The sequence below is a fragment of the Pseudomonas sp. PDM02 genome, assembly GCF_014852285.1.
In the GTDB taxonomy this organism is placed as follows: domain Bacteria; phylum Pseudomonadota; class Gammaproteobacteria; order Pseudomonadales; family Pseudomonadaceae; genus Aquipseudomonas; species Aquipseudomonas migulae.
Map to the genome: position 1 here is coordinate 776,885 of NZ_JACVBL010000001.1, position 22,613 is coordinate 799,497.

General features: G+C 61.6%; 18 protein-coding genes. 12 read left to right on the forward strand and 6 right to left on the reverse strand.

The genetic code is table 11. From position 1 onward, the window contains the following. Nucleotides 1-173 precede the first annotated feature (173 nt). The gene (locus IB245_RS03485) at nucleotides 174-1,172 is read right to left on the reverse strand and encodes an NAD(P)H-quinone oxidoreductase (RefSeq protein ID WP_192226545.1); all 999 of its coding nucleotides are present in this window, start codon (nucleotides 1,170-1,172) and stop codon (nucleotides 174-176) included. Between the two features lie 57 nt (nucleotides 1,173-1,229). Further along, nucleotides 1,230-2,441, reverse strand: a complete 1,212-nt coding sequence (locus tag IB245_RS03490) for a YbfB/YjiJ family MFS transporter (RefSeq protein WP_192226547.1) — start codon at nucleotides 2,439-2,441, stop codon at nucleotides 1,230-1,232. Nucleotides 2,442-2,553: 112 nt separating this feature from the next. On the opposite strand from IB245_RS03490, the gene IB245_RS03495 reads away from it, so the two are divergent. Next, entirely contained in the window at nucleotides 2,554-3,429 is an 876-nt protein-coding gene (locus tag IB245_RS03495; protein WP_008041161.1) for a LysR family transcriptional regulator, read from the forward strand. A 117-nt stretch (nucleotides 3,430-3,546) separates the two neighbouring features. Here the strand turns inward: IB245_RS03495 and IB245_RS03500 are convergent, their stop codons facing one another. Further along, entirely contained in the window at nucleotides 3,547-4,269 is a 723-nt protein-coding gene (locus tag IB245_RS03500; protein ID WP_192226549.1) for a pirin family protein, read from the reverse strand. 326 nt (nucleotides 4,270-4,595) lie between these two features. Here IB245_RS03500 and IB245_RS03505 point away from each other — a divergent pair, with 326 nt between their 5' ends. Both IB245_RS03505 and IB245_RS03510 read left to right on the forward strand, forming a co-directional pair. After that, nucleotides 4,596-5,546: a GlxA family transcriptional regulator gene (locus IB245_RS03505; RefSeq protein ID WP_192226551.1), complete on the forward strand. Its 951-nt coding sequence runs from the start codon at nucleotides 4,596-4,598 to the stop codon at nucleotides 5,544-5,546. Between the two features lie 176 nt (nucleotides 5,547-5,722). Continuing rightward, on the forward strand, nucleotides 5,723-7,207 hold the full coding sequence (locus IB245_RS03510) for an ATP-binding protein (RefSeq protein ID WP_192226593.1): 1,485 nt from the start codon (nucleotides 5,723-5,725) through the stop codon (nucleotides 7,205-7,207). Here the strand turns inward: IB245_RS03510 and IB245_RS03515 are convergent. After that, nucleotides 7,172-9,976 (reverse strand): ATP-binding protein, encoded by a 2,805-nt coding sequence (locus IB245_RS03515; protein WP_192226553.1) that lies wholly within the window; start codon nucleotides 9,974-9,976, stop codon nucleotides 7,172-7,174. The genes IB245_RS03510 and IB245_RS03515 overlap by 36 nt on opposite strands. A 407-nt stretch (nucleotides 9,977-10,383) precedes the next feature. Between IB245_RS03515 and IB245_RS03520 the strand changes: the two genes are divergently transcribed. The 3 genes from IB245_RS03520 to IB245_RS03530 all read left to right on the forward strand — a co-directional run bounded on the left by IB245_RS03520 (nucleotide 10,384) and on the right by IB245_RS03530 (nucleotide 13,330). Then, nucleotides 10,384-10,959: a flavodoxin family protein gene (locus IB245_RS03520; protein WP_008032866.1), complete on the forward strand. Its 576-nt coding sequence runs from the start codon at nucleotides 10,384-10,386 to the stop codon at nucleotides 10,957-10,959. Nucleotides 10,960-10,990: 31 nt separating this feature from the next. Then, entirely contained in the window at nucleotides 10,991-11,815 is an 825-nt protein-coding gene (locus tag IB245_RS03525) for an alpha/beta fold hydrolase (protein ID WP_008032867.1), read from the forward strand. Between the two features lie 72 nt (nucleotides 11,816-11,887). After that, on the forward strand, nucleotides 11,888-13,330 hold the full coding sequence (locus IB245_RS03530; protein WP_192226555.1) for a catalase: 1,443 nt from the start codon (nucleotides 11,888-11,890) through the stop codon (nucleotides 13,328-13,330). Between the two features lie 388 nt (nucleotides 13,331-13,718). Here the strand turns inward: IB245_RS03530 and IB245_RS03535 are convergent, their stop codons facing one another. Next, on the reverse strand, nucleotides 13,719-14,135 hold the full coding sequence (locus IB245_RS03535) for a helix-turn-helix domain-containing protein (RefSeq protein WP_008041154.1): 417 nt from the start codon (nucleotides 14,133-14,135) through the stop codon (nucleotides 13,719-13,721). Between the two features lie 209 nt (nucleotides 14,136-14,344). On the opposite strand from IB245_RS03535, the gene IB245_RS03540 reads away from it, so the two are divergent. The 6 genes from IB245_RS03540 (at nucleotide 14,345) to ycaC (ending at nucleotide 20,718) form a co-directional block, all read left to right on the forward strand. Continuing rightward, a complete protein-coding gene (locus IB245_RS03540) occupies nucleotides 14,345-15,328 on the forward strand; it encodes an MBL fold metallo-hydrolase (protein WP_008041153.1) in 984 nt (327 codons plus the stop codon). Between the two features lie 31 nt (nucleotides 15,329-15,359). Next, the gene (locus tag IB245_RS03545; protein WP_192226557.1) at nucleotides 15,360-16,280 is read left to right on the forward strand and encodes a LysR substrate-binding domain-containing protein; all 921 of its coding nucleotides are present in this window, start codon (nucleotides 15,360-15,362) and stop codon (nucleotides 16,278-16,280) included. 909 nt (nucleotides 16,281-17,189) lie between these two features. Beyond that, complete coding sequence (locus tag IB245_RS03550) at nucleotides 17,190-17,606, forward strand: DoxX family protein (protein ID WP_008043253.1); 417 nt, start codon at nucleotides 17,190-17,192, stop codon at nucleotides 17,604-17,606. Further along, on the forward strand, nucleotides 17,599-18,189 hold the full coding sequence (locus tag IB245_RS03555) for an antibiotic biosynthesis monooxygenase (RefSeq protein WP_192226560.1): 591 nt from the start codon (nucleotides 17,599-17,601) through the stop codon (nucleotides 18,187-18,189). Before IB245_RS03550 ends, IB245_RS03555 begins: the two co-directional genes overlap by 8 nt. Then, entirely contained in the window at nucleotides 18,186-20,024 is a 1,839-nt protein-coding gene (locus tag IB245_RS03560; protein WP_008043255.1) for an amidohydrolase, read from the forward strand. The genes IB245_RS03555 and IB245_RS03560 overlap by 4 nt, the downstream gene beginning before the upstream one ends. Nucleotides 20,025-20,091: 67 nt before the next feature. After that, on the forward strand, nucleotides 20,092-20,718 hold the full coding sequence (gene ycaC / locus IB245_RS03565; RefSeq protein WP_008032694.1) for an isochorismate family cysteine hydrolase YcaC: 627 nt from the start codon (nucleotides 20,092-20,094) through the stop codon (nucleotides 20,716-20,718). 167 nt (nucleotides 20,719-20,885) lie between these two features. On the opposite strand, the gene IB245_RS03570 is transcribed toward ycaC, so the two are convergent. Then, nucleotides 20,886-22,319, reverse strand: a complete 1,434-nt coding sequence (locus tag IB245_RS03570) for a mechanosensitive ion channel family protein (protein ID WP_192226562.1) — start codon at nucleotides 22,317-22,319, stop codon at nucleotides 20,886-20,888. Nucleotides 22,320-22,613 lie beyond the last annotated feature (294 nt).

The window sequence follows — 22,613 nt, forward strand, 5'->3', positions numbered from 1 at the left end:
GTTTTTAACAGAAGCGTGTCGGCGGGGGGAACATTTTCGACAGCCGTTCACCAACCCTCCTTGTAGGAGCAAGCTTGCTCGCGATGACGGGGGCACATTAAGCAATGCTGTCGACTGACACACCGCTATCGCGAGCAAGCTTGCTCCTACAGAGGGGGCGCGACAATTGCGGATCAATCCACCCGTAACACAATCTTGCCAATGTGCTCGCCACCTTCCATCCGCGCATGCGCCTGTGCCGCCTCGGCCAACGGATAAACCTTGTCGATCATCGGCAGGCAACGCCCGGCAGCGAGCACCGGCCACACGTATTCGCGCAACTGCTCGGCAATCGAGGCTTTTTCTTCCACGGTGCGTGGGCGCAGCAACGAGCCCGTCACGATGGCGCGTTTACTCATGATCGCCAACAGGTCGACGTCCTTGGCGTGGGCGCCGCCGAGAAAGCCCAGCATCACCAGTCGACCTTCCATGCCCAGCGCCGCGATGTTCGAATTCAGGTACGAGCCGCCCATGATATCGAGGATGACATTGACGCCTTTGCCAGCGGTTTTTTCCTGGATGACCTGGGCGAAATCCTGATCGCGATAGTTGATCGCTTCGGCGCCCAACGTACGGATCGCCGCGCACTTTTCCTCACTGCCCGCCGTGGCGAAGGCCTTGACGCCGAATTCGCGACACAGCATCAACGCGGTCGTGCCGATGCCGCTGGTGCCGCCATGGATCAATGCGCGATGACCTTTGGCAGCGCCGCCCATGTCAAACAGGTTGGCCCACACGGTGAAGAAGGTTTCCGGGACCGCCGCCGCGTGCATCCAGTCCATGCCTTGAGGAATCGGCAGCGTCTGGCCGGCCGGCGCGACGCAGTATTGTGCGTAACCGCCGCCGTTGGTCAGCGCGCAGACATTGTCGCCGACGATAAATTCGCTGACACCTTTACCGACCGCCACCACTTCACCGGCCACTTCCAGGCCCGGAATCGGGCTCATGCCGGGTTTCATCGGGTACTTGCCGGCACGTTGAATCACGTCGGGGCGATTGACCCCGGCAGCGTGCACGCGAATCAGCACTTCGCCCGGCCCCGGGGTTGGTACTGACGCCTGGCGTGGCTTTAATACCTCAGGGCCGCCGGGTTCGGTGATTTCAATCAGGGTCATGGTGTGGGGCAGATTCATGTGAGTGTCCTGTCTGGAAATGTTCAGTAAGTGGGACCACATCAAGCCGTCGGTGACTCAGCTCAATACAGGTTGCAGCCGGCCGCGACGATTCAGCAAGCGCATGCCCTGTTCCAGCAGCAGGGCTATGACAATGGCGCCCGCTGCGAGGATGAACAACAGCGCGTGATGCCCGCCGCTGGCGTTGAACAACGCCGAATACGCAAACCCGGCAATCGCCTGGAACGTGGCGAACGACACGGTGGCGCGACTCCAGGCAATCTGTTGCTGATGATGGTTCGGGATCAGTTCGTGAACCCGGGCCAGCGCCAGTGGCACAATGCCAGGAGGGAACGAGCCGAGGATCACCGCCAGCAAGGCCAGCGCAGTGAAAGTACTTGAAATCGACAGTAAACCGACTGCAACTGCCTGCACCACCAGCACCAGGCGAATGCTCAGCCGTGCGCCCAGTTTGTCAGCCAGAAAACCGTAACTCACCGGCCCGATAATCGCGCCGAGGCCGTACATCACCCAGATAAGAGCGCCAATGTGCGCGCCAGCCCCGAGCCCGCGGGCAACGTAATCCACCAGGAACACCATGGCGGGCACGAGCCCGGCAGCCATGAACGCGTATTGGGCGAACAGCAGGTAAACGTTCGGGTCAGTCGGCATCGTCGAGGGTTCGGCGGACGGTGCTGCGGTGGCCGCGTGCGTGGCTGACGGCCAACCGAACCAACTGGCGACGGTCAGCGCCAATGCCAGCGCGCCGAGACCGAACCAGGTGTTCTGCAAACCCAGGCTCAACAGCGGCGGCACAATCGTCCCGGAGCCGGCGATACCCAAACCGATGCCCAGGAAAATCGCACCACTGGCCAGCCCTCGGCGGGACGCCGGCACATGTGGCAGCACGGTTGCGGCCACCAACACCATGATCGCGCCGCCAGCGACGCCCGACAGCAAGCGCCAGCCGAAGAACCAGCTCACCGACAACGGAAAGCCACACGCAAAAAACGACAGCGTCACCGCCAGCATCATCAGGCGCAGGGCGCTTTTGTTGGAGGTCCGACGGGCCAGCGGATGGCCGATCAGAGCGCCAATCAGGTAACCCACCAGATTGGCGGCGCCTAGGTACACCACGTCGCTGGCAGAAAACCAGTGCGCCTGGATCAATGAGGGAATCAACGGCGTGTAGGCGAACCGCGCCAGGCCGATACTGACAAGGCTGGCGCAGAGGCCGGCGAAAATCGGCAGCCAGATGGCGCTGCGCGGGGTGGTTGATGTGCTGGGCATGGGAGCCGTCCTCCAGGTTTATCTATGGTGCCCAGCTTATCCAGATTCATTGATGCAATAACGCAGCGATTTTGCGTTATGGTGATGCGTATATGCAGCGGTGGAGAAACCTATGAATTGGGATGACGCCAGGGTGTTTTTGGCCGTATGCCGGGAATCGACGTTACGTGGCGCGGCGAGGGTGCTGGGGGTCGATCAGGCCACCGTCGGGAGGCGGATCACGGCACTGGAGAAGTCCTTGAGTGCGACGCTGTTTCTGCGCACTTCGGAGGGATACGCGCTGACAGCCGTCGGTGAAGCAGCGTTGAAAGCCGTGGAGAAAATGGAGCACTCCGCGCTGGAGATGCAGCGCCAGATTCAAGGGCTCGACGACCGGCTGACCGGTATCGTTCGGGTCAGCACCACGGACTCCATGGCCATCGACTTCCTGATCCCGGCGATTGCCCGCTTGCACGCACAGCACCCCGACGTGCGCGTGCAACTGGACGCTTCGACGCAGATTCTGAGCCTGTCGAAACGCGAAGCCGACATCGCCGTGCGCAACACCCGGCCAGACAACCCGGACCTGATCGCCCGACGCATCGCGCGTTGGCCGGTGGGCCTGTTTGCCTCCCGGGAGTATGTGGACACCCACGGTGTGCCGGCACCGGGTTCGGCGTTCGAGGGGCATGACCTGGTGGTGTATCAGCCGTATTTGCAGAACAACAAAGACATCACGCTGGTCTCGGAACCGTTGGGGCGCGGGCGCATCGTTTCGAGCCTGAGTTCCAGTCTGCTGGTGCGCCGGGCGATTGCCGCGGGGATCGGGCTGGGGGAAATTCCGGTGTACATGGGGGAGCGCGACGGGCTGGTCAGGCTATGGCCGGAACGCACACGGCCGGTGCCGTATGACATATGGCTGGTGACGCACGCGGACTTGCGGCATACCGCGAGGGTGCGGGTGGTGATCGATGAGATTGTGGCGGGGTTTGCGGGGACGGGTGAGTAACGCACGCCCCTGTGGGAGCGGGCTTGCTCGAGAATACGGTCTGTCATTCAACATTGAAGCTGACTGGCAATCCGCGTTCGCGAGCAAGCCCGCTCCCACAAGGGTCGTGTTTCAACGTTATGGCATTTCAGGCATTTCCTGAGGACGCAGGTCAAACACCAACACTTCGGCATCCACGCCGTTGCTCAGGGTCAGCAACTGTTCATCGCGAACCCGCACGCCATCGCCTTCCTGCAATTGCAGGCCGTTGAGTTCGACGCTGCCGCGCGCCACATGCACGTAGGCATAACGATTGGCGGCCAGTTCCAGCGTGGCGCTTTCCTTGCCATCGATCAGGCCGGCATACACCCGCGCATCCTGGCGCACCTTCAACGAACCGTTTTTCCCCTCGGGGGAGATGATCAGTTGCAGACGCCCGCGTTTCTTCTGTGTATTGAAATGCTCTTGCTGATAGCGCGGTTTGGCGCCGCTGACGTCCGGCACGATCCAGATTTGCAGGAAGTGCACGCCACGGGTCGCCGAGTGGTTGTACTCGCTGTGTGCCACGCCGCTGCCGGCACTCATCAGTTGCACGTCACCGGGGCGGATCACCGAACCGGTGCCCAGGGTGTCCTTGTGTTCCAGGGCACCTTCAAGCACGTAGGAGAAAATCTCCATGTCACGGTGCGGGTGCTGGCCAAAGCCTTTGCCTGCCGCGACGCGGTCATCGTTGATCACCAGCAGGTCGGAAAAACCCTGCTCTTTCGGGTTGCGGTAGTTGGCGAAGGAAAAGGTATGGAACGACTTCAACCAACCATGATTGGCCAAGCCGCGATCGGAAGCTTTGCGAAGGGTCAGCATGATGAAATCTCCTGTGGGGACGTTGATTCGTCCGAGTGAGGAGAAGGTTAATGTTTATCCTGTGGTGCAATAAGTAGATGGAAATTGAAATACTGTCCCGTATTGGTTGACAATAATAAGCAGACTGATCCCCCCGCACTTGGCCATAATGCACAGCACAGTCTTCATGCCATGCACGTAACCTTGTAGGAGCCGGCTTGCTGGCGATGGCGGTGTGTCAGTCGCCAACCTTATTGGCTGACCCACCGCTATCGCCTGCAAGCCGGCTCCTACAGGGGGCGATGTACGGCCAGTATTCTTTTTTTGATTTCAGTGATTTTGAACCCATGAAAACCGTGGCAATGGTGCTGTTCCCTGATTTTCTCCTGCTCGACATGGCCGGGCCCATGGAGGTGTTTTCCATCGCCAATCGTTATCTGGAACCGGCCGAGCGTTACGTGTTGTCGACCATCGGCACCGAGCACGGCGCGTTGCGTGCCTCCAACGGTGTCAACGTGCAGGCCGATGTGCATATCGATCAGGCGGATCAGGCGTATGACCTGTTGCTGGTGCCGGGCGGCCCCGGGGCCTACAACGAAAAACACCCGCCGTTGCTCGGCTGGCTCAAAGGTGCGGTTAAGCGGGCCGGACGTTATGGCTCGATCTGCACCGGCGCATTCGTGCTTGGGCATGCCGGTCTGATTGACGGCTACCGTGTCACCACCCACTGGCATTACACCGAACGGCTGATCAAGGGGTTCCCGAAGGCGACGGTGGAGACCGATCAGATCTTTGTTCAGGACCGCAACCTGATCACCTCCGGTGGCGTCACTGCCGGCATTGACCTGGCACTCGCCGTGGTTGCCGAAGACCATGGCAAGAAAGTCGCTCAGGACGTGGCCAAGGTGTTGCTGGTGGTGATGAAACGTCAGGGCGGACAGGCGCAATTCAGTCCGTTGATGGCGACGGTGGCCCCTCACGAAACACCGGTGACGCGCGTGCAGAATTATGTGCTCGACCACCTCGACGAAGCCTTCAGCATCGAGCGCATGGCCGGCCTGGCCACCATGAGTCCGCGTCATTTCGCCAGGGTGTTCGCCCGGGAAGTGAACATGACGCCGATGGAATTTCTCCAGAGCGCACGTATCGACTGCGCGAGAAATCTGTTGGAAACCAGTGACTTGCCGCTCAAGACCGTGGCTTTCAAAAGTGGTTTCGGCAGTGTGCGGCACATGCGGTTTCTGTTCAGTGAAAAACTCGGGTTGACCCCGTCCCAGTACCGCGAACAGTTCAGCTAGTGCCTTTTTGTCCGTTCTGCGCACCGTGATGGCCGTGACGCTCCCACCGTGACCGTTGTTCCGTCACCGAGGCCTGCGAAGATACCCGTGAACTCTTTGTAATGGAGGCGCGAGCCTGGCGCGCAATGGAAATGACAATCCGTTTAGCCGCTCAGGGTTTGCGCACGTGGACCTGCATGAACAGCGTCAGTGATTTGAACAACGAAGCGGTGCTGCGATTCGGCCCTTATGCGTTTCACCTGCGGCAACGGCTGATCCTCGACGGGGACCGGCCGCTGCGCATGGGCGGGCGGGCCCTGGATATCTTGCAGGTGCTGGTCCAGCGTGCGGGCAACGTGGTCAGCAAGGACGAACTCATCGCACTCGTCTGGCCGACTTCGGTGGTCGAGGAGATCAACCTGCGCGTGCACATCGCCGCGCTGCGTCGCGCATTGGGCGACGGGCAGGACGGGCAGCGCTACATCGTCAACATTCCCCAGCGCGGTTATAGCTTTATCGCAGCCGTGCAGCGGGTGCCGGCGAGTACGCTGGCCTCGATCGAAACCGTTCAGAAACCTCAACACAACCTGCCCGCGCGACTGTCGCCGGTGATCGGGCGCGATTCGCTGGTCGGCAGTCTGGTCCGCCAGTTACCGGTTCGGCGCCTCATGACCCTGACCGGTCCCGGCGGCATCGGCAAGACCACCGTGGCGTTGCGCGTGGCCGAACTGCTCTTGCAGCATTACCAGGATGGGGTCTGGCTGGTGGATCTGGCGGTGATCGATGACCCTGCGCAGGTGGTCGATCATTTGACCCGTGCGCTTGAACTGGACGTCGGAACCACCCTGGAAACATGGGCGCAACGTCATGCGTTACTGGTGCTCGATAATTGCGAGCACCTGCTCGAACGCTGCCGGACACTGGTCGAGGACCTGCTGATGGCGGCGCCACGCCTGTCGATCCTGGTGACCAGTCGCGAGCCGCTCCAGGCGCAGGGGGAAACGGTCCAGCGTTTGCCGCCACTGGCGGTGCCTCCGGCTTCGGCGTTGCACAGTGTGGCCGAAGCGATGGGCTATTCGGCGGTGCAACTGTTCGTCAGCCGTGCCCGTGCTCGTCAGCAAGGCTTTGTGCTGCGCGAACAAGACCTCAAGGTCGTGCGCGAAATCTGTCGCCGGCTCGATGGTCTGCCCCTGGCCATCGAACTGGCGGCGGCGCAGATTGATGCGTTGGCGCTGGTGGGCCTGCAAGCTCAACTGGACAATTGTTTTCAGCTGCTGACCCAGGGCCGGCGCACCGCCGTGCCCCGGCATCAAACCTTGAAAGCGGCGCTGGACTGGAGCTATGAGCAACTGAGCCCGCTGGAGCAAACCGTGTTGCAGCGCCTGTCGGTGTTCAAGATGGCCTTTACGCTGGATGCCGCCATTGGCGTGATCAGTTGCGCGGCATTGCTGCCTGCCCGCTTGATTGAAGGGGTGGAAAGTCTGGCGCTCAAATCGTTGCTATCGCTGGAGCAGGGCGGCGGACTGGCCCGCTACCGTTTCCTCAACACCACCCGCACCTACGCCCTGGAGAAACTCGAGGGCAGCGGTGAATTGCGCACCGTTGAAATGCGTTACGCCCGCTACATCAGCCGAGCGCGGTGGGTATCAAGCGGGCACGTGGCGCTGCAACTCGTCGAGTAAACGGCGGACTTTCGTCAGGTCCGGTGTGGCAAAACCTTCGGTGAACCGGTTGTAGATCGGTGCCAGCAGCGTATGGGCTTGCCGGTGCCGGCCCTGACGCTGCCAAAGCTGTGCCAGCGAGGTAGCGCTGCGCAGTTCCCAGGCCAGGGCGCCCTGATGGTTGGCGACGTTCAAGGCCCTGATCAGCAAGGCCTCGGCCGCGTCGGTGTTCAACGGGCACTCTTGCGCCAGAAGCGCCTCAGCCCTGGCTCGCAGGATCTCCGCCGTGTTCCAGCCCGCCATGCCGGTATCCGCCCGTTGTGACAAGTCGTCATCGACGAAACCGGTGTCCAGCGTCACCATGATGTCCTTGATCAACCCCTCGCCCGGCAGAAGGGAGGAGCGCAGCTCGGTGTGGTCGATCACCTGTGCGTAGTGCATGGCCCAGGTGTAGAACAGCAGCACCGAGTGTTTTTGCGCCTGTTCCAGCAGCAGTCGCAAGAGTTCGCGCGCGGTGCGGGCGTCGCCGTTGTAGTGGGCGATCAGGCAACCGGCCAGCGCCAGGGTGTAGCAGATGGACGTGCCGTGGTTGATCTGCATCGCGATGTCCAGCGCTTGCCGGGCGGTGCGCCACGCCTGTTCCGGCCTGCCTTGCAGCCAGAGGATGCGCGCCAGAATGGTCAGGGCCGCGACGCTCTGGTCGTACTGCACGCCAAAACCGTGGGTGAAGCGGTTGAGGTGGCCGCTCTGGGCCATGCGCTGAAGCACCTCTTCGGCATTCACCCGCGCCTGCTCCTGATTCCCGGCAAAGTGCAGCGCCAGCACCCGCAAACGGTGGGTGCTGAGGGACAACACTTCGTCGCCGTGCAGCCCCAACCGGTCGAACTGCTGGCTCTGCTCCAGAGCCATTTGATAGTTGGCACAGCAGAGGTTGACCGCCATGTGCCCGGACACCGCACGTAACTGACCGGCCACGTCGTTGCAGTGCCTGGCCAGCGTTCTGGCGCTGACGAAGGCCTCGACGGTTTCCGCCGTGCCGCCATGGGTGTGGTAGCAGGCGCTGCCGAGGGCCAGTTTGAGGGCCATTTTCAGCCGGGGGCAGGGCTCGGGCGCGGCATCCAGCAGGGCCAGCGCCTTGCGCACATACACGCCGTGCTCCTTGAGCAGCGACATTTCCTGCCAGAGCGGCGTCGATGTCGCGGTCAGGCGGATCGCCAACGTCTGCGGCCCTTGTGCGTCCAAGCCCCAATCGAGGGCTGCGCGAATATCTTCCAGACTGCGTGCATAACGCTCGATCCACGTCGCCGTCGCGATCAGCTCCCAGTCCTGCTGGGCCTGATGCATCAAGGCCAGGCAACGCTCGGCGTGGCGTTCGCGGGTGCCCGGCAGGTCGGCGGCCTGGTCGAGTTTTTCCAGGGCGTAGCTGCGCGTAGTGTCGAGCAGGCGGTAGAACACTTCTTCGTCGCCGACCTCGACGTTCAGCAGCGACTTGGCCACCAGTTGTGTGATCGAGCCAAACACCTCACAGGGTTCGATATGTTCGCCGACGATCACTGCTGCTGCCGACTCCAGGGTGAAGCCGCCTCTGAACACGCTCAGTCGGCGCAGGCAGGTTTGCTCACAGGCACTCAGCAGTTCGAAGCTCCAGTCCAGCGTGGCGCGCAAGGTTTGATGGCGACCCAAGGTGGTCTGGCAGCCTTGGGTGAGCAGGCGAAAACTGCCTTGCAGTTGCGTGAGCAAGCCGCCCACGCCGAGGCCGCCGACTTGCGCCGCCGCCAGTTCAATCGCCAGGGGAATACCGTCCAGGCGCCGGCAGATTTCAATCGCCAGCGGCAGCTCGTCATCGCGCAGTTCGAAACTGTCGTGGCTGGCCATCGCCCGTTCGACAAACAACTGCAAGGCCGAAAAGCTCAGGGCCTGCGCGCGGTCGAGCACGGCAATGGGCGGTGGGCAGTCCAGTGACTCAAGACGCTGAACGAACTCGCCTTCGGCCCGCAGGCTCTCGCGGCTGGTGGTCAGGATGTGCACGTCGGGCGCGGCGCGCAGGATGCTTTCGCTCAACACTGCGATGGCGTCGAGCAGGTGTTCGCAGTTGTCGATCACCAGCAGCATCTGCCGGTCGCGCAAAAATGCGGGGAGGCCGCTCATCGGGTCGGTGTCATGCAACGACAGTTCGAGCAGCGTCGCCAGATGCGCGCTGATCATCGATGGATCGTTGATCGGTGCCAGGTCCAGCAGACGAATGCCATCGCGGTAGCGCCCGATCAATTGCTCGGCAACGCGCAGGGCCACGGTGGTTTTGCCGATGCCGCCGGGGCCGACCAACGTAATGAAGCGCTGGCGTGACAACTGGACCACCAGGCTGTCGACGAGGGACTGGCGACCGATCATGCGCGTGCGCCGCACGGGCAGGTTGTGGCCGTTCGGTGCGGGGGCTTCATTCGCCGGATGTTGCTCGATGTGCTCCAAAGAGAACGGCGCGACAAAGCTGTAGCCGCGCTGGGCCACGGTGACGATGTAACGCTGGCCGTTCTGGCCGTCGCCGAGGGCTTTGCGCAACGCCGCCATGTGCACCCGCAGGTTGATGTCTTCGACAACGCTTTTGGGCCAGACCCCGGCGATCAGTTCCTGTTTGCTGACCACATTTCCGGCGTGTTCCAGAAGGATCAACAGAATGTCCATGGCACGCCGACCCAGGCGCAGGGGCTGGTCGGCCTCCATCACCAGGCGTTGTCCGGGATAGATCCGGTAAGGGCCGAAATGGATGGCCTGTTCGGGGGAAAGGGTCAACGGGTCACTCCTGCTTGCAGCCGTCTGGTACGCGGTTACCGAGCATATTCGTCAGGTTTGTTCATTCGCGCAATGCTCTGGCCAACTGACTGCCGGGTGTTCACTTGGACTGCCGGTTTACGATCCTCCCTGTTCTTTGCGTTTTTACTGGGCGCGGCGCTTGTGTAGAAGGCGCCGGGGCTTTTGGCGCGCCAGGGAAAATTAACAACGTTTAACTCGTCCTGCGTCCGGTCTACGCCCAAAACTCCAGCACCGCAACTGCTCAAACTGTAGGAGCCGGCTTGCTGGCGATTGCGGTATTTCAGCCGAAGTTGTCGGCGATGGGGACATCGCAATCGCCAGCAAGCCGGCTCCTACAGGGGGGGCCGTGTTGTGAAAAGGGATTTATTTGTCATGAGGACGCCGGAATGAGCAACGTGGTGGTGGTCTATCACAGTGGCTACGGGCACACACGGGTCATGGCCGAAGCCGTGGCCCAAGGTGTAGAGCGGCACCTGGGCAGTACCTGCCAGCTGATTTCGGTCGAGGACGTGGACCAGCACTGGGACCGTTTGCACAACGCCGACGCGATCATCTTCGGTGCGCCGACCTACATGGGCAGCGCCTCGGCACGCTTCAAGGGGTTCATGGAAGCCACGGCGGCGTTCTACCTGACCCAACCCTGGCGCGACAAACTCGCGGCGGGCTTCACCAATTCCGGCTGCCTGTGTGGCGACAAACTCAACACCTTGCTGCAGATGGCGGTGTTCGCCGCGCAGCATTCGATGATCTGGGTTGGCCTCGACCTGCTGCCGGCACGCTCCGGCACCGGCGTGTTCGACGGGCAGCTCAATCGCCTCGGCAGTTCGCTGGGCGCCATGGCGCAGTCGAATGTCGAACAGTCCCCCGAATTCGCACCGCCCCCGGAAGATCGCTGCACCGCCGCGCACCTGGGCGAACGCGTGGCGCGGCTGGCGGAACGCCTGAGCCACTCACCGGTTTGAATCACCCCCAACCCTCCTGAGGAAACATCGCATGAGCACGTTCACCACCCGAGACGGCACCGAGATTTATTACAAGGATTGGGGCACCGGCCAGCCCATCGTCTTCAGCCACGGTTGGCCGCTGAACGCCGACAGCTGGGAATCGCAGATGATCTTCCTCGCCTCCAAAGGCTACCGGGTGATCGCCCACGACCGTCGCGGCCATGGCCGTTCCAGTCAGCCGTGGACCGGCAACGACATGGACACCTACGCCGATGACCTGGCGCAGTTGATCGAACGACTCGACCTGAAAGACGCCGTGCTGTTCGGTTTCTCCACCGGCGGTGGTGAAGTGGCGCGCTACATCGGTCGCCACGGCACTGGCCGCGTGGCCAAGGCCGGGCTGATTTCAGCGGTGCCGCCCCTGATGCTCAAGACCGAAGCCAACCCCGGTGGCCTGCCGATCGAGGTGTTTGACGGTATTCGTCAGGCGTCCCTGGTCGACCGTTCGCAGCTGTACATCGACCTCGCCAGCGGTCCGTTCTTCGGCTTCAACAAACCGGACGCCAAACCGTCGCAAGGCATGATCGACTGGTTCTGGATGCAAGGCATGACCTCCGGCCACAAGAACGCTTATGACTGCATCAAGGCGTTTTCCGAAACCGACTTCACCGAAGACCTGAAGAAATTCGACATCCCCACGCTGGTGGTGCATGGCGACGCGGACCAGGTGGTGCCGATCGAGGCCGCCGGCATTGCTTCGGCAAAACTGGTCAAGGGGTCTACGCTGAAGGTCTACCCCGGCGCGCCCCATGGCCTGACTGATACCCACAAGGATCAGCTCAACGCTGATCTGCTGGCGTTCCTCAAGGGGTGATGTGCCCACGGCGCGGGCGTAGATCCGCGCCGTTCTCGCTCCTGATGAGCCGAATCCTTCGAGAACCTGACCATGAAAAAGCTGACCAACGCCACCGGGGCACCGGTGGCCGACAACTTCAATATCCAGACCGCCGGCCCCCGTGGACCGGCGCTCTTGCAAGACATCTGGTTGCTGGAAAAACTCGCCCACTTCGACCGCGAACTGATCCCGGAACGGCGCATGCACGCCAAGGGTGCGGGCGCCTACGGCACCTTCACCGTCACCCATGACATCACCCGTTATACAAAAGCCAGCATCTTCAGCTCGGTGGGCAAGGAAACGCCGCTGTTCGTGCGTTTTTCCTCGGTGGCCGGTGAACGCGGCGCGGCGGATGCCGAGCGTGATATCCGTGGCTTCGCGGTGAAGTTCTACACCGACGAAGGCAATTGGGACATTGTCGGCAACAACACGCCGGTGTTTTTCTTCCGCGACCCGCTGCGTTTCTCCGACCTCAACCACGTGGTCAAACGCGACCCGCGCACCGGCCTGCGCAACGCCACCAGCAACTGGGACTTCTGGACCCTGCTGCCCGAGGCGCTGCACCAGGTGACCATCGTGATGAGCGATCGCGGGATTCCCACCAGCTTCCGTCACATGCACGGCTTCGGCAGTCACACCTTCAGCCTGATCGACCGCGACAACAAACGGGTGTGGGTGAAGTTTCATTTTGTCTGCCAGCAAGGCATCGAAAACCTCTCGGACTCCGAGGCCGAAGCGGTGGTCGGCAAGGACCGCGAAAGCAATCTGCGCGACCTTTACGAAGTCATCGAGCAGGGCAACTTCCCGCGCTGGAAATTGTGCATTCAGGTGATGGAGGAAGAACAGGCGCTGAACTATCGGCACAACCCGTTCGACTTGACCAAGGTCTGGCCACACGCTGAATTCCCGCTGATTGAAGTGGGCGTCATGGAGCTCAATCGCAACGCCGAAAACCACTTTGCCGAAATCGAACAGGCAGCGTTTTCGCCGGCCAACGTGGTGCCGGGGGTGAGCTTTTCGCCGGACCGCATGCTCCAGGCGCGGCTGTTTTCCTATGGTGATGCCCAGCGTTATCGCCTCGGCGTGAACTTCAACCACATCCCGGTCAACGCGCCGCGCTGCCCGGCGCACAGCTACCACCGCGACGGCGCCATGCGCACCGACGGCAACCTCGGCGGTACCGCCAGTTACTTCCCGAACAGTGTCGGTGAATGGCAGGACTCGCCGGAACTGGCCGAGCCGCCGCTGCCGCTGGAAGGCTTTGCGCAGCATTATGATCATCGGTTGGAAGAGGATCATTACGAACAGCCGGGTAACCTGTTTCGACTGCTCGATCCGGCGCGCAAGCAGTTGCTGTTCGACAACACCGCACGTGCGATGAACGGCGTGCCGCAGGCAATCCGCCAGCGTCATATCGACAACTGCACCAAGGCCGATCCGGCGTACGGATTTGGCGTGGCCGAGGCGTTGGAGCGGTTGGTGCCGTTAGGGTAAAAGGCGGCAGGCTTGCTGGCGATGGCGCCTATGAAATCGCCATCGCCAGCAAGCCGGGCTCCTACAGGTTTTGCGCCATTCCTCAATCCCCGAACACCCCACAATCCCTGTAGGAGCCGGCTTGCTGGCGATGGCGTCCGTAAAATCGCCATCGCCGGCAAGCCGGGCTCCTACAGGTTTTGCGTCGATCCTCAATCCCCGAACACCCCCACAATCCCTGTAGGAGCCGGCTTGCTGGCGATGGCGTCCGTAAAGTCGCCATCGCCGGCAAGCCGGGCTCCTACAGGTTTTGTGTCGATCCTCAATCCCCGAACACCCCCATCCCTTGTAGGAGCCGGCTTGCTGGCGATGGCGCCCATGAAATCGCCATCGCCAGCAAGCCAAGCTCCTACAGGTTGACGCGTGGAAGCGCGCGCACGGCTCGGCAGCGCCAGGCGAATGGGTTGATGCCTTCGCTGCGGGTGAAGATGTGGCAGAAGTGCGCTTGATCGCAGAAACCGCATTCGAGGCTGATTTGCGTGAGGCTCAGGTCGGTGTTCTGGATCAGTTGCTTGGCACGGGCGATGCGTTGGTGGCGAATCCAGTCTTGCGGCGAGAGGCCGGTGCTGCATTTGAATGCGCGGGAGAAATGACTGCGAGAGAGGGCGCAGGCGCGTGCCAGTTCGGTCACTTCGACGGTTTCACCGAGGCGTTCGAGGATCAGTTGCTTGACCAGGCTTTCGCGCCACGGGGTCAGGCCGCCGGTGGTTTTCTTTCGCGTTTCAGTGGCAGTCGCGCGAGCGACGTTTTGCTGAGAATGAGCCATGACAAATGTCCGTTTCGGTGAGCTTCATTCTTGGTCGCGGGGCTCTGGCAGGCGAGTTAAACGTTGTTAATTTCGCCGATGCGCAGTGGTGAACAACAGCGCTGACTCAGCACATGGCTGCAATTTTTGCGGTGCCGGGCGAGGCATGATCGACGTCTTGTGGCGGGCCTGTGCATGGCCGCTCTTCTGACTTGATCAAGGGTGACGGCATGAAACATTCTCTGGTTGGCGCGTTGGGCCTCGCGGTGGCGTTGGCGTCAGGAATCTCCTCGGCTCAGGCACCGGCACAGGTCGGCACCCAGGTGCCGGGCTACTTCCGCCTGGCGGTGGGCGACTTTGAGGTGACGGCGCTGTTCGACGGCTACAACGACCTGTCGCCCAAACTGCTCCAGGGCCTGACCCAAAGCCAGATCCGCGCACTGCTGGCCCGCCGCTCGATTGAAACGCCGGGGGTGCAGACTGCGTTCAACGCCTTCCTGATCAACACCGGCAAGCAATTGATCCTGGTGGATACCGGCGCCGGTCAATGCATCGGTGCGACGGCGGGCATGCTCTCGGACAACATGAAAGCCGCCGGCTACGAGCCTTCGCAGGTCGACACGATTCTGTTGACTCACTTGCACCTGGACCATGTGTGTGGATTGGTCGATGGCCAGCAGAAACCGGTTTTTGCCAACGCCACGGTCTACGCCGCGAAGGCCGAAGCCGATTACTGGCTTGATCCTCAGGCGCTGGCCAAAGCTCCCGAGGGCGCCAAGCCGTATTTCAAAATAGCTCAGGACTCCACCGCACCGTACGTCGCGGCGGGACGTTTCAAGACGTTCGACGCCGGCCAGTCGCCTGTGCCGGGAGTTGAGGCCACGCTGGAAGCCGGGCACACGCCGGGCAGCACGACGTACCGCTTCACCTCTCAAGGGCAGAGCATTTTGTTCATGGGGGATCTGGTGCATAACCTCGCGGTGCAGTTCTTGCACCCGGAAGTCTCGATCGGCTTTGACGTCAACAGTCAGCAAGCGATCAAAAGCCGCGCCAAGGTGTTCAGCGATGCAGCCGCCGGTAAAACCTGGGTGACGGCAGCGCATTTGCCGTTTCCAGGCATTGGCCATATCGCCGCAGAGGGCAAGCATTTCCAATGGGTACCGGTCGAATACGGTCCTTATAAACGTGCGGCGAAAGTGCCGCTGATCGAGTAAAGTCCGACGCATTCACAAGGGAGCCGTGCCAATGAACCGTAACGATCTGCGCCGCGTCGACATGAACCTGTTGGTGATTTTCGAGGCCTTGATGTTCGAGAGGAACCTGACCCGGGTGGCTGAGAAATTGTTCATGGGCCAACCGGCGGTGAGTGCGGCGCTGGGGCGGTTACGGGATCTGTTTGACGATCCGTTGCTGTTGCGTAATGGCCGCGGCATGGAGCCGACAACGCGGGCGCTGGCGATTCTCAAGGAGTTGCAGCCGGCGATGGATGTGATTTCCGGGGCGGTCAGTCGGGCGAAGGAATTTGATCCGGCGAGCAGCTGCGATGTGTTCCGCATTGGTTTGTCGGACGACGCCGAATTCGGTTTGTTTCCGCCGTTGTTGCGGCAACTGCAAGAAGAGGCACTGGGGATTGTTGTGGTGGTGCGGCGTGCGAACTATTTGCTGATGCCGGCATTGCTGGCTTCGGGAGAGATCTCTGTGGGGGTGAGTTACACCACGGATTTGCCCGCGAATGCGAAGTGCAAGAAATTGCGCGACATCCCCTGCAAGGTGCTGCGTGGGGACAAGCGACCTGGGCTGCTGACGCTCGACGAATACTGCGAGCGACCCCATGCGATGGTGTCGTTCTCTGGCGACCTGAGCGGCAATATCGATCTGGATCTGGCCAAGGTTGGCCGCAGTCGTCGGGTGGTGTTGGGTGTTCCGCAGTTCAGTGGGTTGCGTGCGTTGCTGGCCGGCACGGAGATGATTGCGACGGTGCCGGATTATGCGGCGTGTGCGCTGGTTGAGGGGTGTGCGTTGCGGGCTGAGGATCCACCGTTTCCCATTGATGCTGCGCAGCTTTCGATGGCTTGGAGTGGGGTGCATGACAATGATCCGGCGGAGCGGTGGTTGCGGTCGCGGATCAGTGAGTTTATGTCCAGGCCTTTGCCTGTATCGGGTTGAACGTGGCGGCCTTTGGGCCGACCATTTTGTTTCGGGTGTACATATCCATTTTTGTGGTAACGGCTGCTGGTGGTTTCGCCCTTACGGCGAGTCCCTTTTGTCAAACGCCACAAAAGGAACCAAAAAGTCTTGCCCCGGCGTCCGGCCCCTCGCTAAGGCTCGGTGTTCCCTCGCTCCGGTCCTGCTCCGTGGGCCCGCCGCCATCGGCCATCCCTGGCCGGGGGCGGCTAGCCCGGCATCCATGCCGGGCTGCCCACTGCGCAGAACCTCCACTCGGCCTCCCGAAGGGGCGGGCAGATCAAAATCAAAAGCTGAAGGCGAGCTAACGCTCGGCCTGATGAGTGGTGAAAAGCGGGTGCGTTGCTTGGCTCTTCGTAGGAGCGATGCTTGCTCGCGAAGGCGGCCTGACAGCCGACCCTTCACTCACGAATGTACCCAACCCCCTGTAGGAGCCGGCTTGCTGGCGATGGCGTGCTTCCACCGACCCTTCACCCACGAATGTCCCCAGCCCCCTGTAGGAGCCGGCTTGCTGGCGATGATGACCTGACAGTCGACCCTTCACCCACGAATGTACCCAACCCTCTGTAGGAGCCGGCTTGCTGCGGGCGGCGTTCCGACAATGACGGCCTCAAGAACACCGTACCTTCCAAAATCTTTCGCCAGCAAGCCGGCTCCTACAGTTGATCGGCGTACGACAGGGACCTTGTAGGAGTGAGCCTGCTCGCGATGGCGGCCTCAAGAACACCGCACTATCCGAAATCTTTCGCCGGCAAACCGGCTCCTACAGGGGCTGTGCGATGTCTGTGAAAAAGAGCACGTACATTCAATTTTCCCCGCCCCCACACCGGCACTATCGAATGAGGTCCCGGCGCTTTGACGCCGATGGTTTTTCATTTGTGCAGGTAGTCCATGAACGCTTCGCAATGGGATGAACGGGCCCAGGATATCGGGCTGTTTTTTTTGCGGGTCAGCGGTGGTTTGTTTCTGCTGTGGGTGCACGGTTTGCCCAAGCTGCTTAACTACAACGCTCAACTGCAAGTCATCGAAGACCCTTTCCATCTGGGCGCGAATGTCACGCTGATGCTGGCGATTTTTGCCGAGGTGCTGTGCCCGCTACTGATCATTGCCGGGGTGTTGGTGCGCCTGGCGTGCCTGCCGGTTTTGTCTGTGTTGTGGATCGCGCTGCTGGTTGTGCACCCGCAATGGAGCCTCGAGGAAGGGCAGTTCGGCTGGCTGCTGTTGATTCTGTTCACCAGCCTTTTTATCGCCGGGCCGGGACGGCTGGCGCTCAATGTCCGATTCGCCGGAGCTTTGCGTTATGCCTGAATCCAATCGTTTCGAGGAAGTCGTGACCCTGGTCATCAAGCACCGGGTCAAAGCCGGTTTTGAAGTGCCCTACGAAGCCTGGTTGCGCAACATCGTCAGCATCGCCGGGCAGCAGGAAGGGCACTTGGGGGTGGATGTGATGCGCGGCAAGAGCGCCGGCCTCGACATGTACACCTGCGTGCTGCGCTTTTGCTCCACCGACGCGATGCGGCACTGGCTCGATTCGCCGCAACGGCTGGAACTGGTCAACGAAGCCACGCCGATGCTCGCCGATGGCGACCAGACCGAGGTCAACCCGGTCAAAGAATTCTGGTTCGCGCCACAGGCTGAAACCGGTTCGCCGCCGCCGCGCTGGAAGCAGGCCGTGGTGACGTTGTTGGTGATTCTGCCGCACACCTTGCTGGTGCCGCTGATCTGGGGCCCGCTGTTGCGGCTTAACGCGTTCCTGTCCAATTACGTGGTCGCCACGTTCCTGATCACGCTGACCATCGTCGTTTCGGTGGTGTACCTGTTCATGCCGATGGCGACGCGTTTGTTCGCGCCTTGGCTGTCCCCCTCCACTCAGCCCAAGGAAACGCGATGAACGCCGACCTGATTTTGTTCAATGGCCAATTTCATACCGTTGACCGTGAAAACCCACGCGCCAGTGCCGTCGCCATCAGCGATGGCCGCTTCGTCGCGGTCGGCACTGACGCCGAAGCCATGGCCCTGCGCGGCTCCGGCACCCAGGTCATCGACCTCAAGGGCCGCTGCGTAATCCCCGGCCTCAACGACTCGCACTTGCACCTGATCCGTGGCGGTTTGAACTACAACCTCGAACTGCGCTGGGAAGGTGTGCCGTCGCTGGCCGACGCCCTGCGCATGCTCAAGGATCAGGCCGACCGCACGCCAACGCCGCAGTGGGTGCGCGTGGTCGGTGGCTGGAACGAATTCCAGTTCGCTGAAAAGCGCATGCCGACCCTCGAGGAACTCAACCAGGCGGCACCGGATACGCCGGTATTTGTCCTGCATCTATATGACCGCGCTCTGCTAAACCGCGCCGCGTTGCGCGTAGCCGGTTACACCCGCAACACGCCGAACCCGCCGGGTGGCGAAATCGTGCGCGATGCCAACGGTGAGCCGACCGGCATGCTGGTGGCGCGCCCGAACGCGATGATTTTGTACTCGACCCTGGCCAAGGGGCCGAAGTTGCCGCTGGAGTATCAGGTCAACTCGACCCGCCAATTCATGCGCGAACTCAACCGTCTCGGCCTGACCAGCGCCATCGATGCCGGTGGCGGTTTCCAGAATTATCCGGACGATTACCAGGTGATCGAGCAGTTGGCCAAGGACCAGCAACTGACCATCCGCATCGCCTACAACCTGTTCACCCAGAAGCCGAAAGAAGAGCTGGCCGACTTCAAGAACTGGACCAGCAGCGTGACCCTGCATCAGGGCGATGACTTCCTGCGACACAACGGCGCCGGGGAAATGCTGGTGTTCTCGGCGGCGGATTTCGAGGACTTCCTCGAACCGCGTCCGGACCTGCCGCAAACCATGGAAGACGAGCTGGAACCGGTGGTCCGCCACTTGGTCGAGCAGCGCTGGCCGTTCCGTTTGCACGCCACGTACAACGAATCCATCAGCCGCATGCTCGACGTGTTCGAGAAGGTTAACCGCGACATTCCGTTCAATGGTTTGCCATGGTTTTTCGACCACGCCGAAACCATCACGCCGCAAAACATCGAGCGGGTGAGGGCGCTGGGCGGTGGTATCGCGATTCAGGATCGCATGGCGTTTCAGGGCGAGTATTTCGTCGAGCGTTACGGCGCCAAGGCTGCCGAAGCGACGCCGCCGATCAAGCGCATGCTGGCCGAAGGTGTGCCGGTTGGCGCGGGTACCGATGCGACGCGGGTGTCCAGCTACAACCCATGGACTTCGCTGTACTGGATGGTCAGCGGTCGCACCGTCGGTGGCCTGGAGCTGCACGCCGAGGGGCTGTCCCGGCAGACCGCGCTGGAGCTGTTCACCCACGGCAGCGCCTGGTTCTCTTCCGAGCAGGGCAAGAAAGGCATGATCAAGGTCGGCCAACTGGCTGACGTCGCAGCCCTGAGCGCGGACTTTTTCAGCGTCGACGAAGAAGCGATCAAGTGGATCGAGTCGGTGTTGACTGTGGTCGGCGGCAAGGTGGTGTACGCCGCCGGTGATTTCGAAAAACTCGGCCCGGCCAGTGTGCCGGTGCTGCCGGACTGGTCGCCGGTGGTCAAGGTGCCGGGTCACTGGCGCCCGACGTCGCCGATGCAGGCGCAGGTTCACCATTGCAGCGGGCCGTGCGGCGTGCATTCCCACAGTCATGAAAAGGCGCGGTTGTCGAACGCGCCGGTCAGCGATTTTGCCGGTTTCTGGGGCGCCTTCGGCTGCTCGTGCTTCGCGTTCTGACGATCAAAAAAAGCGCCGACCCGCGTGTCGGCGCCTGACGTAATACCCATCCATCGAGGAGTTTCACATGAGCAACGTTCCGTACAAACGCCTGAACAAAGACGATGCCGTTGTCCTGTTGGTCGATCACCAGACCGGTCTGATTTCGCTGGTTCAGGATTTCTCGCCGAACGAATTCAAGAACAACGTGCTGGCCCTGGGCGACGTGGCCAAGTTCTTCAAACTGCCGACCATCCTCACCACCAGCTTCGAAAACGGCCCGAACGGCCCAATGGTGCCGGAATTGAAAGAGCAGTTCCCGGACGCGCCGTACATCCCGCGTCCAGGCCAGATCAACGCCTGGGACAACGAAGATTTCGTCAAGGCCGTCAAAGCCACCGGCCGCAAGCAACTGATCATCGCCGGTGTGGTGACTGACGTTTGCGTGACCTTCCCGACGCTGTCGGCGCTGGCCGAAGGGTTTGAAGTGTTTGTGGTGACCGACGCTTCGGGTACGTTCAACGAAACCGTGCAACAAGCTGCGTGGGCGCGTATGGCCGCCGCCGGTGCACAATTGGTGAACTGGTTCTCCGTAGCGTGCGAGCTGCAGGGCGACTGGCGCAACGACATGGAAGGCCTGGCGAACCTGCTGTCGCCGCGTATTCCCAACTACCGCAACCTGATGAACAGCTACTCGGTGTTGACTTCAAAATAAGCTCCGCTGTAAAAAAATACCTGCCTCCGTGCGGGTATTTTTTTGCCGGTTCCTGTAGGAGCGAGGCTTGCCCGCGAACCAGGCGACTCGGTGTATCTGGTCGACCGCGTGATCGTTCTTCGCGGGCAAGTCGGATCGCCGCACCGCTCGCTCCTACAGGTTTTGGTTTATGCCTGGCGTTTTTGCAGCCAACTCAGGAATCCACCTTTCTTGATCGGCACCGGTTTGGCCAGCAACGCCAACCGACTGTTCTGCTGCCGTACCGCCTGCAACTTGTTCAACGCCCGACCCACCTCAACCCGCTGTTCCATGCAACTGCGGGTCAGGGATTTGTCGATCCGGTAGATGATGCACGAGGTCAACGCGGTGAACGTGGCCTGCGACGGTGTATCGGTGAGGATGCTCTGTTCACCCATCACCTCGCTCGGCCCCATGCGCCCGGCTTCGGTTTGCCCGACGCCGTCCGGTACTGTCGCGCTGACCACGCCCGTGGCGATGACCATCAGGCTGTCCGGCACTTCACCCAGTTCCAGCACCACCTGACCTGCCGCGTACTGCTGCGCGACCATCGAATGGGCCATCCGATCGCGTTCGTCTTCGCTCAGGGAGCGGAAGACTTTCACCTCGTCCAGCAAGGACCGCGCGCGGGATGTCGGTTCGATCACGCCGTCGAGCTGTCGGGAAATACCCGCCGCTTCGAGGTGCCGATGGGCGAGGTCGAACAGTTGATTGCGCACTTCGCTTTTCTTGCCGAGTTCGGCGATAAACCCGCTGGCCACGTATTCGGACATGGTTTCGCCGGCCTCTTTCAGTACGGCTTTCGGCGCCGGGTTGAGCAGCAGACTGCTGCTGCCTTGCAGCGTGCGGTCCAGTGCATCCAGCACCCGACGCGGACGGATGTGGTTGGGCACTTGAATGCTGATCGACACACCATGCATGTTGCCGGGGCGGCTCAGGTTGACGATCTTCGCTTTGGCCGCCACCGAGTTCGGCACCACCGCCGTACTGCCGGCGCTGGTCAGCAGGTGAGTGGCGCGCCAATCGATGTCGAGCACCTTGCCCTCGACGCCGTCGATCACGATCCAGTCATCCACCTGATACGGCTTGGTGGTGTTGAGCACGATCCCGGAAAACACATCGCTCAGGGTGCTTTGCAACGCCAGGCCGACGACGATTGCCACCACCCCGGACGTCGCCAGCAAACCTTTCACCGGCAACTCCAGCACGTACCCGGCTGCGGCGACGATGGCGATCAGAAACACCAGCGCACCGATGACGTCCTGCAGCAACCGCCCGCTGTGCCCGATGCGCCGCATCAGCAGCAGGCCGATAACTTCGGTGAGCACACGGGCGGCGTACAGCCACCAGAGAATCCCCAGCGCCGTCGCACCCAGTTGCGCCACGCGGTCGTCTGCCAACAGCGGCGCCTGCAACGGGCTGACGCCGGCGTTGATGATGAGCGCGCTGAACATCACAAACAACGCGAGGCGCACACCGACCCGCGTGACGCGATGCTTGAACGGCGCTACGTGCCAGAGCACGGCGTCGATGACCAGCAACAGCGCACTCCAGGACAGCAGATGACCGTAGATGAGGGACATGGAAGAACTCCGGAAGTCTGATTTTTTTGTAGGAGCCGGCTTGCCGGCGATGGCGTACTTGAGGGCGCCTTCGCGAGCAAGCTTCGCTCCTACAGTTGAACTGTGCGAACCCGATCCCCTGTAGGAGCCAGGCTTGCCGGCGATGGCGTACTTGAGGGCGCCTTCGTGAGCAAGCTTCGCTCCTACAGTTGAACTGTGCGAACCCGATCCCCTGTAGGAGCCAGGCTTGCCGGCGATGGCGTACTTGAGGGCGCCTTCGCGAGCAAGCTTCGCTCCTACAGTTGAACTGTGCGA

What these genes read in the sequence shown, in the direction of transcription:
- IB245_RS03510 (WP_192226593.1), top strand. Translation starts at nt 5,723, where the DNA reads ATGAACAGCGTCAGTGATTTGAACAACGAAGCGGTGCTGCGATTCGGC.
- IB245_RS03525 (WP_008032867.1), top strand. Translation starts at nt 10,991, where the DNA reads ATGAGCACGTTCACCACCCGAGACGGCACCGAGATTTATTACAAGGAT.
- IB245_RS03570 (WP_192226562.1), bottom strand. Translation starts at nt 22,319, where the DNA reads ATGTCCCTCATCTACGGTCATCTGCTGTCCTGGAGTGCGCTGTTGCTG.
- IB245_RS03485 (WP_192226545.1), bottom strand. Translation starts at nt 1,172, where the DNA reads ATGAATCTGCCCCACACCATGACCCTGATTGAAATCACCGAACCCGGC.
- IB245_RS03495 (WP_008041161.1), top strand. Translation starts at nt 2,554, where the DNA reads ATGAATTGGGATGACGCCAGGGTGTTTTTGGCCGTATGCCGGGAATCG.
- IB245_RS03505 (WP_192226551.1), top strand. Translation starts at nt 4,596, where the DNA reads ATGAAAACCGTGGCAATGGTGCTGTTCCCTGATTTTCTCCTGCTCGAC.
- IB245_RS03560 (WP_008043255.1), top strand. Translation starts at nt 18,186, where the DNA reads ATGAACGCCGACCTGATTTTGTTCAATGGCCAATTTCATACCGTTGAC.
- IB245_RS03545 (WP_192226557.1), top strand. Translation starts at nt 15,360, where the DNA reads ATGAACCGTAACGATCTGCGCCGCGTCGACATGAACCTGTTGGTGATT.
- IB245_RS03535 (WP_008041154.1), bottom strand. Translation starts at nt 14,135, where the DNA reads ATGGCTCATTCTCAGCAAAACGTCGCTCGCGCGACTGCCACTGAAACG.
- IB245_RS03520 (WP_008032866.1), top strand. Translation starts at nt 10,384, where the DNA reads ATGAGCAACGTGGTGGTGGTCTATCACAGTGGCTACGGGCACACACGG.
- IB245_RS03490 (WP_192226547.1), bottom strand. Translation starts at nt 2,441, where the DNA reads ATGCCCAGCACATCAACCACCCCGCGCAGCGCCATCTGGCTGCCGATT.
- IB245_RS03500 (WP_192226549.1), bottom strand. Translation starts at nt 4,269, where the DNA reads ATGCTGACCCTTCGCAAAGCTTCCGATCGCGGCTTGGCCAATCATGGT.
- IB245_RS03550 (WP_008043253.1), top strand. Translation starts at nt 17,190, where the DNA reads ATGAACGCTTCGCAATGGGATGAACGGGCCCAGGATATCGGGCTGTTT.
- ycaC (WP_008032694.1), top strand. Translation starts at nt 20,092, where the DNA reads ATGAGCAACGTTCCGTACAAACGCCTGAACAAAGACGATGCCGTTGTC.
- IB245_RS03530 (WP_192226555.1), top strand. Translation starts at nt 11,888, where the DNA reads ATGAAAAAGCTGACCAACGCCACCGGGGCACCGGTGGCCGACAACTTC.
- IB245_RS03540 (WP_008041153.1), top strand. Translation starts at nt 14,345, where the DNA reads ATGAAACATTCTCTGGTTGGCGCGTTGGGCCTCGCGGTGGCGTTGGCG.
- IB245_RS03555 (WP_192226560.1), top strand. Translation starts at nt 17,599, where the DNA reads ATGCCTGAATCCAATCGTTTCGAGGAAGTCGTGACCCTGGTCATCAAG.